The 23,157-nt window shown below is 69.6% G+C and carries 21 protein-coding genes; 9 read left to right on the top strand and 12 right to left on the bottom strand.

What is annotated here, in order from left to right; all coding sequences use genetic code 11:
* Window positions 1-438: 438 nt before the first annotated feature.
* The 10 genes from ACWGJP_RS05210 to ACWGJP_RS05255 form a co-directional block, all read right to left on the bottom strand.
* Window positions 439-1,362 (bottom strand): ABC transporter substrate-binding protein, encoded by a 924-nt coding sequence (locus ACWGJP_RS05210; RefSeq protein WP_452328692.1) that lies wholly within the window; start codon window positions 1,360-1,362, stop codon window positions 439-441.
* Window positions 1,363-1,391: 29 nt separating this feature from the next.
* Complete coding sequence (locus ACWGJP_RS05215; RefSeq protein ID WP_452328693.1) at window positions 1,392-2,117, bottom strand: ABC transporter permease; 726 nt, start codon at window positions 2,115-2,117, stop codon at window positions 1,392-1,394.
* Complete coding sequence (locus ACWGJP_RS05220) at window positions 2,114-2,815, bottom strand: ABC transporter permease (RefSeq protein WP_452328694.1); 702 nt, start codon at window positions 2,813-2,815, stop codon at window positions 2,114-2,116. Before ACWGJP_RS05220 ends, ACWGJP_RS05215 begins: the two co-directional genes overlap by 4 nt.
* Complete coding sequence (locus ACWGJP_RS05225; RefSeq protein ID WP_452328695.1) at window positions 2,812-3,633, bottom strand: ABC transporter ATP-binding protein; 822 nt, start codon at window positions 3,631-3,633, stop codon at window positions 2,812-2,814. Before ACWGJP_RS05225 ends, ACWGJP_RS05220 begins: the two co-directional genes overlap by 4 nt.
* A 25-nt stretch (window positions 3,634-3,658) precedes the next feature.
* The gene (locus ACWGJP_RS05230; protein ID WP_452328696.1) at window positions 3,659-3,961 is read right to left on the bottom strand and encodes a DUF427 domain-containing protein; all 303 of its coding nucleotides are present in this window, start codon (window positions 3,959-3,961) and stop codon (window positions 3,659-3,661) included.
* A gap of 145 nt (window positions 3,962-4,106) precedes the next feature.
* Complete coding sequence (locus ACWGJP_RS05235; protein WP_452328697.1) at window positions 4,107-5,531, bottom strand: dihydrolipoyl dehydrogenase family protein; 1,425 nt, start codon at window positions 5,529-5,531, stop codon at window positions 4,107-4,109.
* A gap of 581 nt (window positions 5,532-6,112) precedes the next feature.
* Complete coding sequence (locus ACWGJP_RS05240; RefSeq protein WP_452328698.1) at window positions 6,113-7,309, bottom strand: lactonase family protein; 1,197 nt, start codon at window positions 7,307-7,309, stop codon at window positions 6,113-6,115.
* 200 nt (window positions 7,310-7,509) lie between these two features.
* Window positions 7,510-8,796, bottom strand: a complete 1,287-nt coding sequence (locus ACWGJP_RS05245) for an adenylosuccinate synthase (protein ID WP_452328699.1) — start codon at window positions 8,794-8,796, stop codon at window positions 7,510-7,512.
* Window positions 8,797-8,883: 87 nt separating this feature from the next.
* Window positions 8,884-10,311 (bottom strand): mechanosensitive ion channel domain-containing protein, encoded by a 1,428-nt coding sequence (locus tag ACWGJP_RS05250; protein ID WP_452328700.1) that lies wholly within the window; start codon window positions 10,309-10,311, stop codon window positions 8,884-8,886.
* 1 nt (window position 10,312) lies between these two features.
* A complete protein-coding gene (locus ACWGJP_RS05255; protein WP_452328701.1) occupies window positions 10,313-12,460 on the bottom strand; it encodes an adenylate/guanylate cyclase domain-containing protein in 2,148 nt (715 codons plus the stop codon).
* Between the two features lie 147 nt (window positions 12,461-12,607).
* Between ACWGJP_RS05255 and ACWGJP_RS05260 the strand changes: the two genes are divergently transcribed.
* The 9 genes from ACWGJP_RS05260 (at window position 12,608) to ACWGJP_RS05300 (ending at window position 20,741) form a co-directional block, all read left to right on the top strand.
* A complete protein-coding gene (locus ACWGJP_RS05260; RefSeq protein WP_452328702.1) occupies window positions 12,608-13,285 on the top strand; it encodes a Pr6Pr family membrane protein in 678 nt (225 codons plus the stop codon).
* Window positions 13,282-14,295, top strand: a complete 1,014-nt coding sequence (locus tag ACWGJP_RS05265; protein ID WP_452328703.1) for a hypothetical protein — start codon at window positions 13,282-13,284, stop codon at window positions 14,293-14,295. Before ACWGJP_RS05260 ends, ACWGJP_RS05265 begins: the two co-directional genes overlap by 4 nt.
* Window positions 14,296-14,391: 96 nt before the next feature.
* Window positions 14,392-15,504 (top strand): AAA family ATPase, encoded by a 1,113-nt coding sequence (locus ACWGJP_RS05270; RefSeq protein WP_452328704.1) that lies wholly within the window; start codon window positions 14,392-14,394, stop codon window positions 15,502-15,504.
* Window positions 15,505-15,509: 5 nt separating this feature from the next.
* Window positions 15,510-16,397, top strand: coding sequence for a DUF58 domain-containing protein (locus tag ACWGJP_RS05275; protein WP_452328705.1), 888 nt, complete (start codon window positions 15,510-15,512; stop codon window positions 16,395-16,397).
* On the top strand, window positions 16,384-16,872 hold the full coding sequence (locus ACWGJP_RS05280; protein WP_452328706.1) for a hypothetical protein: 489 nt from the start codon (window positions 16,384-16,386) through the stop codon (window positions 16,870-16,872). Before ACWGJP_RS05275 ends, ACWGJP_RS05280 begins: the two co-directional genes overlap by 14 nt.
* Window positions 16,863-17,849, top strand: a complete 987-nt coding sequence (locus tag ACWGJP_RS05285) for a VWA domain-containing protein (RefSeq protein WP_452328707.1) — start codon at window positions 16,863-16,865, stop codon at window positions 17,847-17,849. The genes ACWGJP_RS05280 and ACWGJP_RS05285 overlap by 10 nt, the downstream gene beginning before the upstream one ends.
* Complete coding sequence (locus tag ACWGJP_RS05290) at window positions 17,846-18,913, top strand: vWA domain-containing protein (RefSeq protein WP_452328708.1); 1,068 nt, start codon at window positions 17,846-17,848, stop codon at window positions 18,911-18,913. Before ACWGJP_RS05285 ends, ACWGJP_RS05290 begins: the two co-directional genes overlap by 4 nt.
* Window positions 18,910-19,650: a hypothetical protein gene (locus ACWGJP_RS05295; RefSeq protein ID WP_452328709.1), complete on the top strand. Its 741-nt coding sequence runs from the start codon at window positions 18,910-18,912 to the stop codon at window positions 19,648-19,650. Before ACWGJP_RS05290 ends, ACWGJP_RS05295 begins: the two co-directional genes overlap by 4 nt.
* The gene (locus ACWGJP_RS05300) at window positions 19,644-20,741 is read left to right on the top strand and encodes a hypothetical protein (protein WP_452328710.1); all 1,098 of its coding nucleotides are present in this window, start codon (window positions 19,644-19,646) and stop codon (window positions 20,739-20,741) included. The genes ACWGJP_RS05295 and ACWGJP_RS05300 overlap by 7 nt, the downstream gene beginning before the upstream one ends.
* 117 nt (window positions 20,742-20,858) lie before the next feature.
* Here ACWGJP_RS05300 and ACWGJP_RS05305 read toward each other — a convergent pair whose 3' ends face one another.
* Window positions 20,859-21,848 carry a helix-turn-helix domain-containing protein gene (locus tag ACWGJP_RS05305; RefSeq protein WP_452328711.1) on the bottom strand — a complete coding sequence of 330 codons (990 nt, stop codon included), beginning with the start codon at window positions 21,846-21,848 and terminating at the stop codon, window positions 20,859-20,861.
* Between the two features lie 73 nt (window positions 21,849-21,921).
* A complete protein-coding gene (locus ACWGJP_RS05310) occupies window positions 21,922-22,893 on the bottom strand; it encodes an alpha/beta hydrolase (protein ID WP_452328712.1) in 972 nt (323 codons plus the stop codon).
* Window positions 22,894-23,157: the final 264 nt, after the last annotated feature.

Below are 23,157 nucleotides of genomic sequence, written 5' to 3' on the forward strand. Positions count from 1 at the left end.
GTCGAAGCGCGCCGCAAGGGAACTCCGCTTCGACAGGCTCAGCGAACTCGAACAAACCAAGCCCGCTTCCTGCACGCTGAGCGACGCTTTCCCCGCCCGCTGAGCTTGTCGAAGCGCGCCGCAAGGGAAACTCCGCTTCGACAGGCTCAGCGAACTCAGAAGAGGCGGTGCTCAGCGAACTAGAACAACCTAGCCCGCCTCCTGCCGCTCAACGCCACCTTCCGCCCGCTGAGCTTGTCGAAGCGCGCCGCAAGGGAACTCCGCTTCGACAGGCTCAGCGAACTCGAACAAACCAAGCCCGCTTCCTGCACGCTGAGCGACGCTTTCCCCGCTCGCTGAGCTTGTCGAAGCGGGTCCACGGGAAAGTGCGCTTCGACAGGCTCAGCGAGCTCAGAGCGGGTGGAGCTCAGCGAGCTCGGGGGTTGTGCGCCTCAGGCGTCAGACGAGGCCCTTGTCGGTCAGCCACTGCGTGGCGATCTCCTCGGACGACAGCTGGTCGACCGTGCTCTGCACGCCCAGGGCGACAAGGTCGTCCGCCGTCAGAGCCGCGCTGACCTCGTTGATCACGTCGGCGACCTCGTCGGCCACGTCGCTCGAGGCGATCGGGACGACGTTCGAGGCGAGGATGAGGTTCTCCGGGTCCTCGAGCGCGACGATGTCCTGGGTCTGGAACGCGGGGTCAGCCGAGTAGATGTCCGCGACCTGGATCTGGTCGGCTAGCAGCGACTCGAGCGTCGTCGGGCCCGTCGCCGAGAAGGCGAGGTCGACGCCGTAGAGCTCCTTGGCGCCGGCGGGGCCGTACGGCCGCTCCTCGAACTCGGGGGCAGCGCCGATCGTGACCGTCCCCTCGACACCTGCGAGATCCGCGATGGTCGTGAGTCCGTTCGCCTCGGCGAATGCCGTGGTCACCGTGTACGTGTCCTGGTCGGTCGCCTCGGAGTAGTCCAGCGCCGTGAGCCCCTCCGGGAGCACGTCCTGCAGGGCCGCGTAGACGTCCTCGGGGCTGGTCTCCTCGGCATCCGGGTTGTAGAACTGCAGCAGGTTTCCGGTGTACTCGGGGAAGAGGTCGATCGCGCCGGACTCGAGCTCGGGGATGTACGCGTCGCGCTGGCCGATGCTGAACTGGCGGTCGACGTCGAAGCCGGCACCCTCGAGCGCCTGAGCGTAGATCTCGGCGACGATCTCGTTGGAGTAGTAGGCCTGCGAGCCGACGACGATGGTCTCGCTCGAGCCCTCCCCCGAACCGGTGTCATCGGAGGGGGTGGTCTCGAGCGGGTTGCTGTTCGAGCATCCGGCGAGGACGAGGGCCGCGAGCGCGACGGAGCCCGCGAGGGCGAGACGAGTCTTTCGTGCGGTGAACATGGTGTTCCTCTCTTGGTGGGGAGTCTGGGTCACGCGGGGGTGAGGGCGGTGCTGCGTCCGGGGCGCAGGCGCGCGGAGCCCGCCTGCTGCACGCGGATGCCGGCGGGCACTGCCGCACGCTGGGCGAGGGCGAGGAGAAGATCGACGGCGAGGGCGAGCGCAGCGACGAGGATCGCCCCGCCCAACACCTGGTCGAAGCGCTGCAAGGGGATCCCCTGGATGATCGGCCAGCCGAGGCCGCCGAGGTTGACGTAGGCGGCGATCGTGACCGTCGCGATGACCTGCAGCAACGCGCCCCGCAGGCCGCCGACGAGCAGCGGCAGACCGAGCGGTACCTCGACCTTCCAGAACACCTGCCACTCGGTCATCCCCATGGCCCGTGCGGCGTCCAGCACCCTGCGGTCGATGGCCTCGAGACCCGTGTACGCACCGGCCAGCAGGGAAGGGATCGCGAGGAGCACGAAGGTGATGATCGCGGCCTCGGGGATGCGCAGCACGCCCAGCAGCAGCACGAGCAGCACCATGAGCCCGAAAGACGGCACGGCGCGTGCCGCTCCCGACACGGCGACCGCGATCTCCCGGCCCTTGCCGGTGTGCCCGATCAGCCAGCCGAGCGGCACGGCGATCACGACCGCGATGAGCACGGAGATCGCCGTGAACCAGAGGTGCTGACCGAACAGGACGGGCAACGCGTACGATCCCTCGAGCCGGTCGGGGGAGAACAGCCAGGCGAAGGCCTCTGCGAAGACGTTCATACCGGCGCTCCCGCCGTCACGGGCTCAGCGTGCGCCGCGCTCTTCTCCGCCACGGCAGTCGTCGTGCGCGCCCTCGTCCACGGCATGAGCGCTCGGCCCGCGAGCAGCAGCAGAGCGTCGATCACCAGCGCGATCAGCACCACGGCGACGACACCGGCCAGCACCTCGGCGATGATGCGCCGGTCGAGGCCGTCGGTGAAGAGGTAGCCCAGGTTCTGCACCCCGATGAGGATGCCGACGGTGGCGAGCGAGATGGTGCTCACTGCCGCGACCCTGAGCCCTGCGAGGATGACGGGCCCTGCGAGCGGCAGCTCGACGGTCCAGAAGCGGCGCGCAGCGCCGTATCCGACCGCCGTGGCGGCCTGGCGCACCGATTCGTCGACGGAGTCGAGGCCGTCGGCGACGGAGCGGACGAGGATCGCGACGGCGTAGATGGTCAGGGCGATGACGAGGTTCTGCGGGCTGATCGCGGAGTATCCGAAGACCGTCGGGAGCAGGATCAGCAGCGCGAGCGACGGGATCGTGTAGAGCAGGCCCGTGAGCACGATGATGGGGCCCTTGACCAGGCGGTAGCGCCAGGCGATCCATCCCAGTGGCACGGAGATCGCGAAGCCGAGAACGATCGGCACGATGCTCTGCTGCAGGTGCACGCCGGTCAGGGCGGCGATGCGATCGAGATTGTCGAGGACCCAGTTCATGCGGTGTCCTCGATCAGCGCGCCCTGCGTGCGCCCCTCGGAGTCGACGACCACCGTTCCGCGCGGCGTCTGCTTGAGCCGAAGAGCCCGACGGCCACGGTCGGCTCCGATGAACGCCTCGACGAAGGCATCCGCTGGATTCTCGATGATCTCGCTGGGGCTGCCCACCTGCACGATGCGTGCGCCCTTGTCGAGGATGACCACCTGATCGCCGAGGAGGAACGCCTCGTCGATGTCGTGGGTCACGAAGACGACCGTCTTGTCGAGCTCCCGCTGCAGACGGATGGTCTCCTGCTGGAGGTCGGCGCGGACGATCGGGTCGACGGCCCCGAAGGGCTCGTCCATGAGCAGGATGTTCGGGTCGGCCGCGAGACCACGGGCGACACCCACACGCTGCTGCTGTCCGCCGGAGAGCTGGCTCGGATACCGCTCGGCGAGCGCGCGGTCGAGCCCGACCGTGTCGAGGAGTTCGAGCGAGCGCGCGTGCGCCTGCTTCTTCGCGACACCGTTCAGCCGCAGCACCGTCGCGACGTTGGCGATCACGGTGAAATGCGGCATGAGACCCGAGTTCTGCATGACGTAGCCGATGCGGCGCCGCAGCGCGACGGGGTCGCCGCCGAGCACGCTCTCGCCGTCGATCTCGACGTCGCCGCCGGTCGGCTCGACCATCCGGTTGATCATGCGCAGAAGAGTCGTCTTGCCGCAGCCCGACGACCCGACGAACACCGTCGTCTTGCGCGACGGCAGCACCAGGCTGAAGTCGTCCACCGCCAGGGTGCCGTCGGGGAAGCGCTTGGATACGGAACGGAACTCGATCATGCGGTCGCCTCGGCTCGCTCGGGGGTCAGGGGCCGACCTGCACGTCTGGTGCGAACGCGACGTAGCCGGAGAAATCGGTGCCCACCCGCTCGAACGCGGAGGGATAGGGATGCGGATACGACCAGGCCCGGTCGGCGAAAGTCTCCCCCGCCGCCTGCACCGACCAGTACTGGCACACGCCCTTCCACGGGCACGTGTACGGCGTCGGGCTCTCGACGAGCACGCCGGGGGTGATCGAGGAGGGCGGGAAGTACCAGTTGCCCTCGATGCGGACGAGCTCGTCGTCCTCGGCCTGGGCGATGACGGTTCCTGCGAGTACAGCCTTCATTCCTGTCCTCCTCGGATTCAGGTTCTGAGCGTATAAGACGGCTCCGACATGGACGAGGCCGACCTCGAACCACCGTCAATCTGCGACACAATGCCGGCGTCCTCAAGAGTTCGGAGCCGCGGCCGAAGCGGATGGGTGCGGATCATCACGCCGACTGCCTGCCGTAGCCCTCCAGCAGTCGGAGCCAGATCTCGCTCACCGTGGGGTAGGCGGGAACGGCGTGCCACAGGCGCGAGATCGGCACCTCGCCGACGATCGCCACCGTCGCCGCGTGCAGGAGCTCTGCGACGTCCGGTCCGACGAAGGTCACGCCGAGGATGACCTCGCGCTCCGTGTCGACCACCATGCGCGCCCTGCCGCTGTAGCCATCCTCGACGAGGCTCGCGCCCGCGACATGGCCGAGGTCGTAGTCGACGACCTCGATCTCGTGCCCTGCCTCTCGCGCGGCATCCGCCGTCAGACCCACCGAGGCGACCTCGGGCGAGCCGAAGACCACCTGCGGAACGGCGGCGTGATCCGCCGTCGCGACGTGCCGCCCCCAGGCGGCGTCGTCGACGGCATCCGACACAGCGCGCGCAGCGATCACGTCTCCGGCGGCGCGCGCCTGATACTTGCCCTGGTGGGTGAGCAGCACTCGGCCGTTCACATCGCCGACCGCGTACAGCCACGGCGTCCCAGGCACGCGGAGGGTGTCGTCCACCTCGAGGTACCGACCGGGCTCGAGGCCGACGACGTCCAGGCCGATGTCGCCGCTGCGGGGGCGGCGACCGGTGGCGACGAGGACCTCGGATGCCGTGATCTCCTCGCCTCCGGCGAGCACGACCGTGACGGTTCCGCCGTCGCGGCGCACGCTTTCGGTCGCCGTGTGCGTGCGGACGTCGACGCCGAGCTCGCGCAGCCCCTGCTCCACGAGCTCTCCGGCAAACGGCTCGAGGCCGGCGAGCAGTCCGCTGCGGGCGATCACCGTCACGCGCGAGCCGAGGGTCGCGTAGGCGGTGGCCATCTCTACGGCGACCACGCCGCCGCCGATGACGGCGAGCGCGTCAGGCACCTCCTGGGCGCTCGTCGCCTCTCGACTCGTCCATGGCGAGGCATCCGCCAGTCCGGGGATCGGCGGGATGACGGCATCCGTTCCGGTGCTGATCGCGACGGCATGCCGGGCTCGCAGCACGCGGGTCGTGCCATCGGATGCCGTGACCGTGACCTCTCGCTCGCCCGAGAGGCGACCGTGGCCGCGCGCGAGGGCGATGCCCGCCGAGTCGAGCCAGGCGACCTGTCCGTCGTCCTTCCAGTCGCTCGTGAAGCTGTTGCGCCGGGCGAGCACCGCGCGCACGTCGATCACTCCGGTGACGGCCTCGGCCGCACCAGGCACGTGCTGGGCGGCGCGCAGCGCCTGACCGGAGCGCAGCAGAGCCTTCGACGGCATGCACGCCCAGTAGGAGCACTCGCCTCCGACGAGCTCACCCTCCACGATGATCGCGGAGAGCCCGCCCTGCACGGCGCGGTCCGCGACGTTCTCTCCGACCGGGCCTCCGCCCAGCACGATCAGGTCGTATTCATCAGTCGTCATCGTCGCGCCCTCCGTCGGTTCCAGTCTTGCTGAAGGGCAACGTCGTGTCACGGGGTGGTTGTTCCCCGGCGGCGCGGCAGGCCGGTCGCCGGTGGCGTTGAGGCCGGCCGGCCGAGGTGGCCGGCGCGGGCCGGTCACAGTAGTGGCGGCCTCCGTCGCCGCATCCCGCCCGAACCGTGACCGGACCCGCAGCCGGGTCACCTCACCGGCGGGCCGCCGCCGGCTGCACCCGCCTTTTACGTGACCGTCCGAGGAGGGCGGCAGGCAAGGAGGTGCAGGGGGTGGAAGGGGGAGGGGGCGGAAGCACCGGCCGGCCGAGGCGACGGGCCAGCGGGCCGGTCGCAGTAGTGGCGGCCTCCGTCGCCGCATCCCGCCCGACCCGTGACCGCACCCGCAGCCCGGTCACACCTCCGGTGACTTCCGTCGCCGCATCCCGCCCGAACCGTGACCGCACCGGTAGCCCGGTCACACCTCCGGCGGGCCTCCGCCGGCTGCACCCACCTCTTGCGTGACCGGCCGCGGTCAGCGGGATGCTCCAGCGCAGCAAGCAACCGGACGGCATCCAGGCGACAGGAACCGACTCAGCGCGCGAGGAGGAGGTGCGTGGGGGCGGGGGCCGGCGTGCGATGACGGATGCCGCGCGGAGCGCCGGTGCGCTCATCCACGTCGAGCACGGCGATCTCGTCGGACCGCTGGCCGCTCACCAGGAGCAGCCCGTCGTGCAGCAGGTGATGGCGCGGCCAGTCGACGCCTGCATCGGCGAGCGCGAGCGGCTCGAGCTGCGAGCCGTCACCGCGCACGCGCAGTGCGGCGATGGTGTTGCTGCCCCGCACCCCGGCATACAGCGTCTCGCCATCGCGGGAGCGGGAGAGCTCCGCCGGGAAGTCGACGCCGACGATCGCGGCGGGCGAGACCGGCTTCGCCGCGGCAAGGCGCCAGGCGCCGTCCGGCGAGACGGCCAGCGTGAACACCTCGCAGGAGTACTCGGTCACCACGTGCAGATGACCGCTCGGGTGCACGACCATGTGGCGAGGCCCGACGCCCTTCGGCAGCACGACCTCGTGGTCGAGTGCGAGACCTGCGGCTCCGGCCCGCCAGATGCGCACGAGGTCGAAGCCGAGGTCGGTCGTGGCGATGCGTCCGTCCGGGAGGAAGGCGGCAGCGTGCGCATGCGAGACCCGCGGTTCCGCCCCGTCGGGGGCGAGATCGGCGTACGGGTCGGATGCTGCGGCGCCGGCGCCTCGCGACGAACCGGGGGCCGACATGCCACCCGTCGGACTGTCCGCGCCGTTTCGTCCGGCATGTGGCGCGTCGGCCCCCGAAGCGCCACCCGCGCCCTCACCCTCACCGTCCTCGAAGAGCGCGGCGCGCAGCGCCGCGGCCTTGTCGACGGCATCCGGTACGAGACGCCCTGCGGCATCCAGCCCCACCCGCACGACCCGACCGTCTCCGTAACAGCTCGCGACGAGGAACCCGCCCCCCGGAGCGACGGCGACATGGCACACGCTGTCACCGACCGCGACCGGCTCGCCGAGCGGCCGGAGCACGGCCTCACCGGCCCGGACGAACGCCTGCACGGCACCCTGGCCCTCGAGCGCCGCGTAGACGACGTCGAGCGCGGGATGCTGCGCGAGCCACGACGGCGAGGCGACCGACGCCGCGGCATCCCGGTACGCGAGCGTCGTGGGCTCGCGCCCCTCATCGCCGCGCAGGACGCCGATGCCCGTGGCGGCGCCGCCCATGTCGGCGCCGTAGCCGCCCACCCAGAACTGCGTCATGCTCCTCCTTCAGGCCGCGTCCGCGCTGTACCGGACGAGGGCATTTGCCACTTATTGCCGGGATCCGGCGCCGATTCCGGCCGCACCCGCCAAGCGAGGAACTCGCCGTCGCACTCGACTGGCGTTTCGCGTCGGAGTCACGGACGAATAGCGACCCCGAGCGCCAGGCGAAGATCCGCCGAGTCGAGCCGAGCCTGCCCTCAGTCCACGAGGTCGTGGCGGACGATGATCTGGTCACGGGCGGGGCCCACGCCGATCACCGAGATGCGGGTGCCGCTCATCTTCTCCAGCGCCAGCACGTAGTCCTGCGCGTTCTGCGGCAGGTCCTCGAAGTTGCGCGCGGTCGAGATGTCCTCGCTCCAGCCGGGGTAGCTCTCCAGGATCGGCTTCGCGTGGTGGAAGTCGGTCTGGTTGACGGGCACGTCGTCGAAGCGCACGCCGTCGACGTCGTAGGCGACGCAGACGGGAATCTCCTCGAGGCCGGTGAGGGTGTCGAGCTTGGTGAGCACGAGGTCGGTGATGCCGTTGATGCGGGTGGCGTAGCGCGTGATGGGCGCGTCGTACCAGCCGACCCTGCGCGGACGCCCGGTGGTGGTGCCGAACTCGAACCCGACCTTGCGCAGCCATTCGCCCTGCTCGCCGAACAGCTCAGTGGGGAACGGTCCCGATCCGACACGGGTCGTGTAGGCCTTCACGATGCCGACGATGCGGTCCAGGCGCCCAGGCCCGATGCCGGAACCGGTGGATGCTCCGCCCGCCGTCGCCGACGACGAGGTCACGAACGGGTAGGTGCCGTGGTCGACGTCGAGCATGGTGGCCTGGCCGCCCTCGAAGACGACGACCTCGCCGCGGTCGAGCGCCTCGGCGATGAGATGCCCCGTGTCGGCCACGAGCGGACGCAGCCGCTCGGCGTAGGAGAGCAGATCCTCGACGATCTCGTCGGCGGTGATCGCGCGGCGGTTGAAGATCTTCACCAGCAGGTGGTTCTTCTGATCGAGCGCCCCTTCGACCTTCTGACGGAGGATGTTCTCGTCGAAGAGGTCCTGCACGCGGATGCCGACGCGGTTGATCTTGTCGGCGTATGCCGGTCCGATGCCACGACCGGTGGTGCCGATCTGGCGTTTGCCGAGGAAGCGCTCGGTGACCTTGTCGAGGGTGCGGTGGTACTGGGTGATGATGTGCGCGTTCGCGCTGACGCGCAGACGCGAGGTGTCGATGCCGCGGGCGGCGAGCGCTTCGAGCTCGAAGAACAGCACCTCGAGGTCGATGACCACGCCGTTGCCGATCACCGGGTTGACACCGGGCGAGAGGATGCCGGAGGGAAGCAGATGCAGCGCGTACTTCTCGTCGCCGATGACGACAGTGTGGCCCGCGTTGTTGCCGCCGTTGAACTTCACGACCCAGTCGGTGCGCTCGCCGAGCAGGTCGGTGGCCTTGCCCTTGCCCTCATCGCCCCACTGGACGCCGACGATCACGATTCCTGGCATGGGTGTACCCCCTTGCTTCGCCGGGTTTGCACCGGCCGATGAGCTGGCCCGAGTCGGGCCACCCCATCCTACCGAAGGCGTCTGCGGCTACCGCGGAGCGAGCTCCGACCGAGGGATGCCGACCGCGGCGAGCGCCTGCGCGGCCGCCTTGCGCTTGAGCTCGAGGGACTCGCCGATCTCGGTGGCGAGGCGCGGTCGGGTGCGGATGAGCTCGTCCACGGTCTCGAGCGGGAGGACGAGCACGGTGAGGATCTCGGATGCCGAGGTCAGCGCCTGCGAGCGCTCCCGGGTGAGGGCGGTCTGACCGATGAGCTCACCGGTCTCCGCGATCCCCACTTCGACCTTTCCGCCCTGCGCCTCGACGTGCAGGGTCGCGCGCCCGGAGATGATCACCCGCACCTCGTCGGGGATGACGCCGGTGGGCAGCACGACCTCCCCCACTCCGTAGCGCTCCAGCCGCGCGGAGGACAGCACGAGCTCCTTGCCCTCGTCGCCGAGGTGCAGCACGGGAGCCACCTGCTCGACGGCGGCGGCGAGCATCCCCGGCTCGGTCAGCGGGTCGGTGGTGTCGCCGTCGAGCGCGAACCCGCGACGGCGGGCGGCGTACCAGACCCACGACAGGTACAGGCTGAGGGTGCGCGAAGCATCCGCGGGTCCGGCGACGGGGATGCTGACCGAGTAGGCCGCCGAGCCTGCGTACTCCACCTCTGCACGCTCGCCGGGCAGCAGCATCGGCAGCGCGTCGGCGACGCGCGCGAGCAGCGCCATGACCTCGTGCGGCGGATCGTCGGTGGCGAATTTCAGGGAGGCGGCAGCGTAGTGCGGACCGTCCGGCTCGCTCATGTTCGTGAAGGATGCTCCGGAGAGCGTCGAGTTGGGCACGATCTGGATGCCGGAGCCGGTGTCGATGTGCACCGCACGCCAGTTCACCTCGACGACGCGACCCTTGACACCGCCGGTGTCGAGCCAGTCGCCGATCTTGAAGGGCTGCTCGAACAGCAGCAGCAGACCAGAGACCACGCCGCCCACGGCGTTCTGCAGCGCGAGGCCGATGACGAGCGACCCGACGCCGAGGGCCGTGAAGAGCCCTCCGACATCCGCGCCCCAGACCCAGGAGAAGAGCAGCGCGAGACCGAGGCCGACGAGCACGAGGCGGGCGATCTCCACGAAGATCGTGGGGATGCGCTGCTGCCACGACCCCGGCGCAGCGTTCGCGAACAGCGCGACGTTGAAGCCGGACAGCACCAGCAGGATCACGAGAAAGCCGAACACCGTGGCGACGACCCTGGTCCACACCTGGTCGGCGGGCGACTGGATCGCGAACGCGAGCAGCGCGAACAGGGCACCCACCGGGATGACGCCGTTGCGCAGCAGCCGGAGGGGACCGGCGAGGGGATGGTTCCGCCGACGCAGCGCGCCGATGATCTCGGTGAGCACGACGAGCAGCACGGGTACGCCGAGGGCGAGCGCGATGACCCACCAGCCCCAGCCGTCGCGGAACGCGTCCTCGATCACGTCAGGCCACCTTCCACACGGTCTCGGTGGTGCCGTGCGCATCGACCGTTCCCGCCTCGACATAGGTGAAGATCTCGCGGGTGCGGTCGTAGACGGTCTGGCTCACGTACACACCGGGCTCGCCGGTGACCGAGCGCACGCGGTACGCGAGGTTCACGGCGTCGCCCCACAGGTCGTAGGCGAGGCTCGTGCGGGCGACGAGTCCGCTGGTGACCGTTCCGGTGTCGACGCCGGCGCGGAGGCCGATCGACGCCCCGTTCTGGGCGTTGAAGCGCTCGATGACGCCGAGGAGGTTGCGGGCGAAGTCGACGCTGCGCCGCACGTTGTCGACGCGGGGGACGATGAGCCCCGAGGACGCGAGATAGCCGCCGCGGAGCGTGCGGACCTTCTCGACGCCGGCCTTCTCCGCGGCCTCGTCGAACCCGCGCATGAGGGTGTTCAGATGAGCGATCTCCTGCTCAGGCGTCAACGACCGGGTGTAGTCGTCGAAGCCGGTGAGCTCGGCGAAGACGACGGAGACGTTCTCGTGCGCCTCTGAGATGGCTTCGTCACCCTGCTTGTACCGCGTTGCAACGCTCTCGGGCATGAGGGTGTGCAGGAGCTTCTCGTTCTCGGCGCGCTGCTCCTCGATGAGCTCCTGCTTGACCCGCAGGCTGGATGCCATGTCGTTGAACGCACTGCCGAGGTCGCCGAACTCGTCGCGTCCGCCCTTGGGCACCTGCACGTCGAGATCGCCCTCCGCGACGCGGTGCACGGCGCCGACCAGCCGGTTGATCGGCCGGGTGAAGACCTGCGCGAGCAGCAGGGAGAGCAGCGAGACGCCGAGGAGGATGCCGAGCAGCGACAGCAGCACGGTGCGGGTGAAGTCCGCGACCGGCTCGAACGCCTCTTCGGAGTCGATCCTGGCGATGATGACCCAGTCGAGCCCTTCGATCTCCAACGGCGCGTAGGCGGTGACGCTGTCGATCCCGAGGTATCCGGGGCCCGTCGTGGTGCCGGTCTTGCCCGACTGCGCCTGGGCGACGGCGAAGGTGTTGATCGGCTGCAGGAGCACGGTGCCGTTCACCTCGACGATGCGTTCGGCGACGCTCGGCGGGGTGCCGCCGTTGATGGCGAGCTGAGCGTACGAGTCCGGGTCCTCGATGAGGCGGCGGGAGCTGCTGCGCATCAGGTCGTCGAGGCCGACGAGGTAGACCTCGCCGGTGTCGCCGAGGCCCTGCTGCTTCCAGCCCTCGTTGCCTGTGGTCAGGCCGTTGATCGTGTCGATCGAGACCTGGAAGGCGATGGCTCCCGTGATGCGTTCGTCATTGCCGACCGGAGACACGACCCACATCGCGGGGACGTTCATCGAGGGGATCCACCGTTCGAAATCGGCGAGCATCACCGTGTTCACGGAGTTCGTCGCGATGGCATCGGTGTACGCCTGCGCGAGAGCGCTGTCGCGGTACGGCCCGGTCTTCAGGTTGGTGCCGAGGTCGACGCCCTTGTAGGCGGAGAAGACGACGTCGCCCTCGAGGTTCAGCAGCAGGGCGTCTTCGTAGCCGGCTTCGTCGATGAGGCGGGTGAAGTAGTCGCCGTAGCGTCCGGTGGCCTCGGCGTACGTCGTGCCGTCGCCCGCATCGTTGAAGGAGAGCTGCGCGTCGTAGTCGGCGTCGAGATCCTGGTTGTTGAGCGTGTAGGCGAGTTGCAGGTGCTGCCCGGCGACGGATGCGGGGATGAAGGCGGTGTCGCCGTACTCCTCGCCGGTGCGCTCCTCGAGAGCGGGGAGGAAGGTGTCGGCGTAGTAGGCGTCCAGGCGCGCGCTCTCCTCCTCGTCGATCTGCTGGGATGCGAGGTCGTCGAATCCGGCGTTCACCGCCGTCGACAGGTTCTGCGCGCTGAGATTGCGGGAGTGCAGGGACGCGTCCCGCTTGACGGCCTCGATCGCCGTCGTGATCTCGGCCGCGCGCATCGAGCGGATGGTGATGAGCTGGTCGACGGCGGAGTCGTGCAGCGACTGCCTCCCGTTGATGAAGCCGACGGCGCCGACGATGATCGACGACACCAGGCTCACCGCCAGCAGCATGATGAGCAGTTTCGATTGGATGCTGAGCCCCAGCCTCGGCCGGAACCGTCGCCTCTCCTCGGAAACCGTCGTGCTGCCGCTCATGCATCCTCCCCCCGCCTGCCGGTCGCAGTCGCTTCGACCCTAGCGATATACCGGGATGCCGCGGAAGGGGCGGTTCCTGGCCGGAACCGACATATCGACATATCACCGAGGGTGCGCGCCCGCTACAGTGGCTCCGGGAGGAGAATCATGACGTGGTGGGCATATGTCCGTCTCGCCGCCGCCGTCCTCGGCGTCGCGGCGATCGCCAGACAGTTGATGCTGAGCATCGGCAACGCCGTCTCCGCGGGCTCTGATCTGCCCACCGTGATCGCGAACTTCTTCAGCTATTTCACGATCCTCTCCAACCTGGCCGCTGTGGTCGTGCTGGTGATCGGCGGTCTCTGGCTGCTGCGCCGACGCGGCGATGCGCAGGAGCCCACGTGGCTGGCCGTGCTGCTCGCGTGCGCCAGCACGTACATGATCGTGACGGGCATCGTCTACAACCTGCTGCTGCGCAACATCCCGCTCGCGGGCATCTCGGACGTGTGGACGAACGAGACGCTGCACGTGGTCATCCCGCTCGTGATGCTCGCCGACGTGCTCGTCGCACCAGGTCGCCGTGCGCTCGGCTGGCGCACGCTTTCGGCGATCGCGGCTTTCCCGCTGGTCTGGGCGGGGTACACGATGATCCGGGCCGGATTCATCACCTCCCCTGCGACGGGGAACCCGTGGTGGTATCCGTATCCGTTCCTCGATCCGCACCAGGTTCCTGGCGGATACCTCGGCGTCTCGGGGTACATCGTCTTCATCGCGGCCGTCATCGTGGGCACCGGAGCCGTCGTGCTCTGGGCCGGCCGGTTCCGAGCACGGAGAGTGGCGGCATGAGCGGCACGGATGACGAGATCGTGACCTCCCGCCGCGAGGCGCGGGCAGGAGCATCGGGCCTTCCCGCCGCACCTCCGGTGCAGAGCGCGAAGGCGCGGACCCGCAAGGTCGGCGGAGGGTGGCCGCTGTGGGCTGGTGCCGCCGGAGCACTCATCGGTGCGATCGTCATCGCGGTCGGGATGCTGACGCCGCCCGCCGAGAGCGGATCGCCCGTGCACGTGGAGGCCGCGGTGGCTCAGGAGAGCGAGCAGTCCGCGCCGACGATCCCCTGTCCCGCGTTCGCGGGTGGCGAGGCGAGTTCGGCGGCGCCCTCTGCGGCGTGCGGACGTCCGAGTGCGGCGGACGGCGAGGATGCCGAGACGGATGCCGTGCTCGACACCGACGCCGAGTCGGGCGATCAGCCGCGTGGTTCGGAGACCGCGTCTCCGAACGCACCAGGATCGAGCGCTCCCGGAGGTTCGGATCAGGGCACGACCGGCCCTGGAGCATCCGAGCCAGGCACCTCGACGCCTGGCACCTCGAACCCTGGGACGTCGACTCCTGGCACCTCGAACCCTGGGACGTCGACTCCTGGCACCTCGAACCCTGGGACGAGCACGCCGGGCACCTCCACTCCCGGAACCGGCACGCCGGGGACGACCGATCCTGGCACGAGCAATCCGGGGACGACGGATCCCGGGACACCCACGACCCCGACGAATCCGCCGCAGCCTCCCGCACCGGATCCGCTTGCGTTCGTGAGCATGGCGAAGGAGGAGCCGATCAAGCTCCTCGGCATCTCGCTGTTCGGGAAGTACATCCTCACGGTCTCGGGCGAACCGGGCTCGACGGCGACGGTCTGGTACGGGTCGGCGAAGGCAGGCACCGTCACGTTCGGCGACAACGGCAGGGCCACGATCACCATCGGACGATCGCTGATCAACCTCGGGCTCAGCAACCCGACGATCCGCGTGGCGTACTCCGACGGCACGGCAGGCTCCGAGATCTCCGCCAGACGCGATTCGATCTGAGCCGCCGCACCCGCCACGGCGCCGTCTGGGGCACGGGTTACGCTATGAGCGGGGGACGGCACGGCGATGTCTCCCGCGCGCGATGAGGAGACGACGATGAACCAGCCCTACCCCGCGGATGCCGGCGGCGCGTCCGCGCCTCCCCCGCCGCCGCTTCCCACGCAGTCGCCGCGTGCCGCCGCGGCTGCAGCACCGCAGCAGCCCGCCGCTCCGGCCGCGGCCGGTCAGACATCGGATGCCGAGCTCGCGCGCGCCACCGAGGTGCTGAAGGTGATCTCCGACGCCTACTCGGCGAAGATGGTCGGCCAGGAGCGGCTGCGGTTGAGTCTGCTCATCGCGCTGATCGCCGGCGGGCACATCCTGCTGGAGTCCGTGCCCGGTCTCGCGAAGACCACCGCCGCGAGCACGCTCGCCGACACGGTGAAGGCGCAGTTCAAGCGCATCCAGTGCACGCCGGATCTCCTGCCCAGCGACATCACGGGCAATCAGATCTACGACGCCGCGACCGGGTCGTTCCGCACGGTGCTCGGGCCGGTGCACGCCAACTTCGTGCTGCTCGACGAGATCAACCGGTCGAGCGCGAAGACGCAGTCGGCCATGCTCGAGGCGATGCAGGAGCATCAGACGACCATCGGCGGCGAGGTGCACCACCTTCCGGAGCCGTTCCTCGTGATCGCCACCCAGAACCCCATCGAGCAGGAGGGCACGTACGAGCTGCCCGAGGCGCAGATGGACCGGTTCCTGTTGAAGGAGATCGTCGAGTACCCGAGCCCCGCCGAGGAGTTCGAGATTCTCAACCGGATCGATTCCGGGGTGCTCTCCCCCGACCGTCATGTCTCCAGCGCCGTGACGCTCGCCGACATCGAGATGCTGCAGGACGTCGCGAGCCGCGTCTACGTGGATGCCTCGATCCGCAACTACATCGTGCAGCTCGCCTACGTCACGCGGAACCCTGCGCCCTACATCGGTGAGGAGCGGGCTCGGCTCATCAAGTACGGCGCCAGCCCTCGAGCATCCATCGCCTTCCTCCAGGCGTCACGGGCGCTCGCGCTGCTCATGGGACGTACGCATGTCGTGCCGGAGGACATCCGCACCCTCCGCCACCTGGTGCTGCGCCACCGCGTGCTGCTGACGTTCGAGGCGGATGCCGAGGGCGTGCGCAGCGAGGACATCATCGATCAGATCTTCGCCGCGGTGCCGACGCCGTAACTCCCATGTCCAGCCTGATCACCAGGGTGCGGGCGAAGCTCTTCATCCACTCGTCGCGCAAGTCGATGCACGCTCTCGACGGCGCATACGCCTCGCTCATGCGCGGGCGCAGCCACGACTTCGAAGACCTGCGCGCCTACGAGTACGGCGACCAGATCCGCGACATCGACTGGCGCGCCACCGCGAAGCAAGGCACCCCGCTGGTCAAGCGCCACCGCGCCACCCGCATGCACACCATCATGTTCGTCGTCGACACCGGCCGCGGCATGACGGCCCTCGCCCACGACGAACGCCCCAAGAAAGAGCTCGCCATCCTCGCCGCCGGCGCTCTCGGCATCCTCTCCCTCCGCCACGGCGACGACTTCACCGTCGTGCACGGCGATGCATCGGGCATCCGGCGCCTCGCCCCCGCCCGCAGCGAAGGCGCTCTCGAGCATGCCCTCCGCACCGTCGACCGCGCCGTCGACACCAGCACGTCCCCCAGCGACCGCGACGGGCTGCTCCGATACGTCGCCCGCACGATCTCCCGACGCATGATCCTCGTCGTCATCACCGACGACGCCCCCCTCACCGACGAGACCGAGGCCGTGCTGCGCCGCCTGCGCGTGCAGCACGACGTGCTCTGGATCGCGCTCCGCGACGCCGACCCCGTGCTCGACCACACCACCCCCCACGACCGCGCCGACGTGTACAGCCGATGGCTCGTCCCCGGCTTCGTGCAGGGCGACCCCGAGATCGTCCGGGAACTCCTCGCCCAGACCGCCGCCGACACCGCGCGCCGCGACGAACTGCTCGACGCCCTCGAGATCAGCCGCGCCGACCTCGACACCCAGGACGACGCCGTGAACGCACTGCTTCGCATGCTGAACCGGAGGGCCAATGTCCGGTTCTGATGAGCTCTACCCTCCCGCCCAGTACGGCTGGGGGTGGATGCTGCTCGCCCTCGGCATCCTCGCCCTTCTCGTGCTCGCCGCGTGGCTCGTGATCGCGCTCACCCGCCCGCGCCGCCTCATCGACGCCGCATCCGCATCGCACGCGCCGATCCCTTCCGCCGACGTCCTCGCCGTACTCCGGGAGGAGTACCTCGCCCGCATCGCGCACATCGAGACCGAATATGCCGCAAGACGCATGGACCCTCGGCGGGCGAATCTCGAACTGAGCCGCACCGTGCGCGCCTTCGTCAACGAGTACAGCGGGATCGAAGCCCCGGTGCTCGCCCTCGACGACCTCGTCGCGCTCGGCGTGCACCCCGCCCTCATCGACGCCCTCCACCGGCACTACTACCCCAGCGTCTTCCGTCGCGGGCCAGCGATCGATCCCATCGCAGGCATCGCCGCCGCCCGGAAGGTGGTGACGACATGGAACTAGCCCAGTGGTGGATGCTCGCCGCAGCCGCCATCGCCGCGCTGATCGCGGTCGGCGTCGGCCTCCTCCTCGGTCTGCGTCACGCCAGGCGCGGCCAGCACCCCGATACCGCTCCGGTCGCGCGCGCCGAACGCCTTCGCTCACTGCCCTCCTTCCGCCAGGCGGTGCGGCGGAGGGCCTTCGCGCTGTCCGGCATCCTGGCCCTGTCCGCCGTCACCGTGCTCGTCGCCGGCGTCGTCGCCGCCCGCCCCCAGACCGCGCAGACCATCCAGCCGGTGAACACCAGCCGCGACATCATGCTCTGCCTCGACGTCTCCGGCTCCATGAGCGACGTCGACGTCGAAGTGCTCACCGTCTTCGACGAGCTGCTGGACGGCTTCGAGGGCGAACGCATCGGGCTGACCATCTTCAACAGCTCTCCGGTGCAGATCTTCCCCCTCACCGACGACTACGACTTCATCAGGGAGCACCTGCAGAGCATCCGCGAGAGCTTCGACTACCTCGAAGACATCCCCGAGCACTGGGTCGGCACCCTCAACGGTTCCGGGGCATCGCTCATCGGCGACGGTCTGGCCTCCTGCGCCATGCGTTTCGACCACGTCGACGACGAACGCAGCCGCTCGATCATCCTCGCCACCGACAACGAGGTGAACGGATCCTCGATCGTCACCATCGAGGAAGCCGCCGCCTACTCCGCCGCCCGAGGAATCCGCGTCTTCGCCCTGAACCCGGTGCAGGGCAAGAACGCCGAGGTGAGCCAGGAGCTCGTCGACGCCGCCCGCGCCACCGGCGGTGAGGCATACGGCCTCCGTGAGACGACCACCGTGTCCGACATCATCACCCAGGTGCAGGAAGAGGAGGCGACCGAACTGCGCGGCCAGGCGCAGATCGTGCGCACCGACCAGCCGAACCTCGCCATCGCCGTACTCATGGTCGCGCTGCTCGGGCTCGTCGTGCTGCTGTGGAGGGTTCGACTGTGATCTTCCAACCCGTCCTGCATCCGCTGCTCGTCATCCTCATCTGCGCGCCCGTCGCCGTCGTGGCGGTGCTGGCCCTGATCCGCAAGGGCCAGGCGACCACGGATCGGATGCTGTGGGGCATGCGTCTCGTCCTCGTCCTCGCCTGCGCCGTTCTGCTGCTGCGGCCAGGGATCCCCGGCGGCTCCACGCAGACCCTCGCGACCGACACCGACATCGTGCTCGTCGTCGACACCACCGCCAGCATCGTCGCCGAGGACTGGGACGACGACGAGACCCGGCTCACCGGCATCCGCCAAGACGTCCAAGCCATCGTCGACGAGTACCCCGGCGCACGCTACGCGCTCATCTCCTTCGACGCCGCCGCAGAACTGCGCCTGCCGCTCACCACCGACACCACCGCGCTGATCTCCTCGCTCGAGGTCATGCGCCCCGAGGTCACCGCCCAGTCGCGCGGCAGCTCCATCGGCATCGCCAACGCGATGGTCGAGGAGACGCTGCAGAACGCCGCCGAGACCTCACCCGATCGCGCACGGATGGTCTTCTACCTCGGCGACGGCGAGCAGACCGTGTCGAGTGAGCCGGAGTCTTTCTCGGCCTCTGCGGAGTACGTCGACGGCGGCGGCGTGCTCGGCTACGGCACCGCGGAGGGCGGTCCGATGCGCACCACCACGATCGGCGACGAGGGCGGGGAGTACATCCAGTACGAGGGCGCTGACGCACTGTCGGTGATCGACGAGGACAACCTGCAGGCGATCGCCGATGAGCTCGGGGTCACCTACCAGCACAGGGCGGCGGATGCTGCCGTCGAGCTGCCTGAGGCGCCGGCGACGACGAGCAACTACTCGGAGTCGGGCGAGGTCGGCAACGTCGTCGAGCTGTACTGGATCGCCGCGGCGGTGATCGCCCTGCTGCTGGCGATCGAGCTCGCCATCGCCACCGCACGCGTCGCGCGGCTGCGCGGGCTGTCGGCGCCGAAGGGGGAACGCGCTTCGACAAGCTCAGCGAGCTCGGGGGTGGGCTCAGCGAGCTCGGGGAGATCGACGCAGGAAAGGGGACGGCCATGACCGACGCCGCAGCCGCGCTCATCGCCGCGAACCGCCGGCGCCGAAGCATCCGCAAATGGATCGCCATCGGAACGCTGCCGCTCACGCTCGCCGCGCTTCTGTTCACCGGCAAGCTGCTCAGCATGTACGCCTTCGCCCACCAGTCGATCACCGCGTACGTCGTCGACGACTACGCCGGCACCATCCGCGCCGGTCAGGGCCAGGAGTTCTTGAACCTCTTCGAGCCGTACAAGGCGCCGTACAACGTGGGCGTCGGCCTCGGCGCCTCCCTGCAGCTCGACGACGCGCGGGCGAAGTTCGAGGAAGCCCTCGACCTCGCCACCGGGCTCGACGTCTGCCCGGTCAGGGTGAACCTCGCCCTGGTGACGGAACAGCTCGGCGATGCCGCCAGGGCAGAGGGCGACGGCGCGGGCGCGGCTGAATTCTACGGCGAGGCGCTCACGATCACCGTGGAGACCCCCGAGGAGTGCGATTCGGAAGAGGCGCAGGAGCAGTCCCCCGACCCGGAGCGCGACATGAGCGAGACGCTCGACGAGCTGGAGGACCGGCTGCAGCAGAAGCAGCAGCAAGGCGGCGAACAGGAGCAGCCCCAGCCCGAGCAGCCGGAAGAGCAGCCCCAGCCCAGCGACGACAAGCTGCAGGATCTCGAGGACCGGCTGAATCAGGGCCAGCAGGAGCGCGAGGAGCAGCAGCAGGGCGACGACGGCTCAGGCTCGGGGACGGACCGGCCATGGTAGATCACGAGAAGCAGCGCGCCCGCTACGTCACGAACGCCGAGGGGGCGCCTCCCGTCCCGCCGCCCGGCGGCTATCGCGGCGCGCGGCGCGCGCAGGACATCCACCCGCCCGTGGCCACGCCCGGTACTGTCGCGCACGCCGCCGAGGAGCGTCAGCCCGCGAACGCCCTCGGCTGGATCGCCCTCGTCTCCGGCATCCTCTTCGCCGTGATCCTGCTCGGCACCTTCCTCGCCGGGGCCACGGACGCGATCTACGGCGTCACCATGATCGCCGTTCAGCTGCTCGTCGTCGCCGTCATCATCGCCGCACTCGTCACCCCGCGCGGACGCGTGCTCGGAGCCATCGCCCTCTCGATCGCCCTCGTGCTCAACGTCGCGACCGTCGGTGCGATGGGCGCGCTGCAGACTTCGGCATCCGGCAACTACGACGGAGCGAAGACCGAGGAGCAGAAGCACGCCGAGGCCTACCCCGGCATCAAGGACGTCTCGAACTCGACCGTGCTCTCGCAGCCATCGCTGGAGGAGGTCCGCGCCACGTCCGAGGAGGCACTGGAGGCCATCAAGGCGCGCCTCAGCTCCGAGTTCGGGTACACCTGGTCGCCTGCGGGCGATGAGGATCTCCGGCCGGAGCGCAACGGGTACGGCGGCGAATCGATGCTCGTGCAGTACACCTCACAGGTGTGGGGAACGAACGAGCCCATCCAGGACTACGACCGGAAGCTCGAGGTGATGGCGGTGATCGACGACGTCATCGCCGACTACGGCATGTGGGGGATCGTCTCGCTGAACGACACCTCCTCTGGCCTGGATGCCGGCATGATCGAGAAGCTGTACGGCAGCTCCGATCCGCGCACGCAGGACTCCTGGGAGTACTACAGCGACGACTACCCCGGCCCTCGCCGCTTCTACGCGACCATCGACGACACCTCGCACGACGAGACCGGGGAGTTCCTGAGGTCGCGGCAGGCGCAGGCCGACCGCACCGGCGAACCGCTCGAGGGCCTGCAGATCCTCTTCATCGCCCCGCAGCTGCTCAGCGAGGAAGACCGCGAGGAGTTCGAGCAGAAGCTCGAGGAGTACCCGGGGTACTGAGCCCGTCGCGTACTCCTCGGCCGCGACCTCGTCGCTGCGAGATGAGATAAGTACCCCGGCAGGGTGGCGCAGGGGCCTTCTCGATCCCGCATCACGGTGCCCAGCCCGCGCAGGGGCTCAGCCTGCCGCGAGGCGGAGGAGCATGCGGGCGAGCGCGTAACGGGTGTGCCCGCGCGACGACCGCGGGTCGTACCCGAGCTCCTCGGTGAGGGATGCGACGCGGTCCTGGATGCTGGAATGATGCCGCCCGAGCCGGGCTGCCGCGGCACGGACGCTCTGGGTCTCCGCGATGGCGTCCAGCAGAGCGAGACTGCGCGGATCCAACTCGGCGAGGACAGCAGCATCGGGGTGCAACGGCGACCCGTCCGCGGCCTCGGCGACGAGGAGGAACGCACCGAGGTCGTCGGCGAGGATCACCGGTTCGTCGGGTGTCGTGAGCCGCACGGCGACGAGCGCCGCCGCCCACGACGCCGCGAGGTCGCGACCGGACGATCCGACGCCGAGGCGCGCCACCGGTACCGCCCAGACGGAGACGGGGTCGGTCGACGCATCCACGATCGTCGCGCGCGTCAGACCGTGCCTGGTCGCGACGACCGCGGAAGGGTGTTCGGCGAGCGGGGCCGGATCGGGAGGCGACGCGATCACGCGCATCGCGGCCGCGCCCAGGCGGAGGCGAGCGAGCGCGCCGACGCGCTCATCGTCGGATGCGTACGCGCTGATCGCGAGCTCGACGGCGCTCTCCTGGCCCACCGACCTCCGTGCACGCAGGATGCCGAGCGCGAGGCAGAGCCGCTCCAGGATCATGGCGTCGTTAGTGTGCGCAGGGCCCTCGCGCTCGATCCATGCCACCGCATCCGGCCCGCTCTCGCGGTGCGGCCAGGCTCCACGCACGTCGGCGGGGTCGATACGGATGCCGTCGGCACGCACTCGCACGACGCTGCGGCCGTCGCGATGGCCGACCGTCGCGCCACTGAGGAGCGCCGCGCCACGCAGCATGCTCTCCGCACCGACCGAGCGCGCGACGAGCGCGTCGAAGTACGAGACGACCTTCAGCGTCTCGCTGGCGTCCGGATCGAGGGCGGTCAACCGACCGAGGAGGTCTTGCATGTCGGGCTCCCTTGCGCGGGAATCCAGCCTACGGCGATGCCCGGCATCCGAACCAGATGCCGGGCATCGTCGCTCAGGCTCCGAGAAGCCGATTCACCCAGTTGTCGCGGGACGCGAACATGGCCTGCGAGACCGCGGCCTGCGGTGCGAAGTTGTCGAAGCCGTGGAACCCGCCGGCGAAGACGTGCAGCTCCGCCTGGACCCCCGCAGCCCACAGCTTGGTCGCATAGGCGACGTCCTCATCGCGGAAGACCTCGGCGCTTCCGGCATCGATGTAGGCGGGCGGCAGACCGGAGAGATCCGTCGCCCGCGCGGGGGCCGCATAGATGGATACGTCGTCCGTGCCACGCCGCTCACCCAGCAGCGCTGACCACCCCGTGATGTTCGATCCGCGGTCCCACACCCCGATGCCGTCGATCTGCTGCGTCGAGATGCTCTCGTCCCGGTCGTCGAGCATCGGATAGATGAGCAGCTGGCCGATGAGCGCCGGCCCCCTGCGATCACGGGCGAGCAGCGCTGTGCCTGCGGCGAGTCCGCCGCCCGCGCTCGCCCCGCCGATGAGCAACCGGCTGAGGTCGATGCCGAGCTCGTCGGCGTGGTCGGCTGTCCACACGAGCGCCGCATAGCAGTCTTCGACCGGGTACGGGTCGGGGAACTCCGGCGCCAGTCGGTACTCGACGGTGACGACGACGCCGTTGTACTTCTCCGCCCAGCCGAGGAAACCCTCGACTCCGAGCCAACGGTTGCCGATGATCATGCCCCCGCCGTGAGTGTGGAAGAAGCCGGGCCCGGTGCCCGTGCGCCCTTGCTTCTCGACGATCGTCACGACGATGTCGTCCCCGTCGTGCCCGGGGATGACGACGTCGCGGTGTGTGAAGCCTCGCTCGGCCAGGACTTCCTGCGGGGTGGGCCCGGGGATCACCTGCGCACCGCGCATGAGGGGGATCATCTCGGGCGTCAACGTCGAGGGGAATGCGTCGCCCATGAGCGTGAGGGCCGCCTCCAGCTCGGCGTCGAACGGGGGTCGTGCGAGTGTCTCTGCCATCGGGAACTCCTTTGTCCGCGGTCTTTCGGCCAGCATCCCGCGCACCACTGCCGAGCGTAACCCGCCAGCCAGGCCCGATCCTTCCCCTCGCCACCGCCAGATGGCGGGGCGGAGGGGTGTCTCGGTGCTCGCCTCTGTCGCGGGATCGAAAACGCCCCGCGGAGGGTCCGCGCGGGTGCGTTTTCGATCCCGCATCACGGTGCCGAGCATCCCTCGCCGGCCGCCGAAGCCGCGCACAAGGCGACACGCCGCGCGCCGATAGAC

Source organism: Microbacterium sp. NPDC055903, assembly GCF_053615555.1.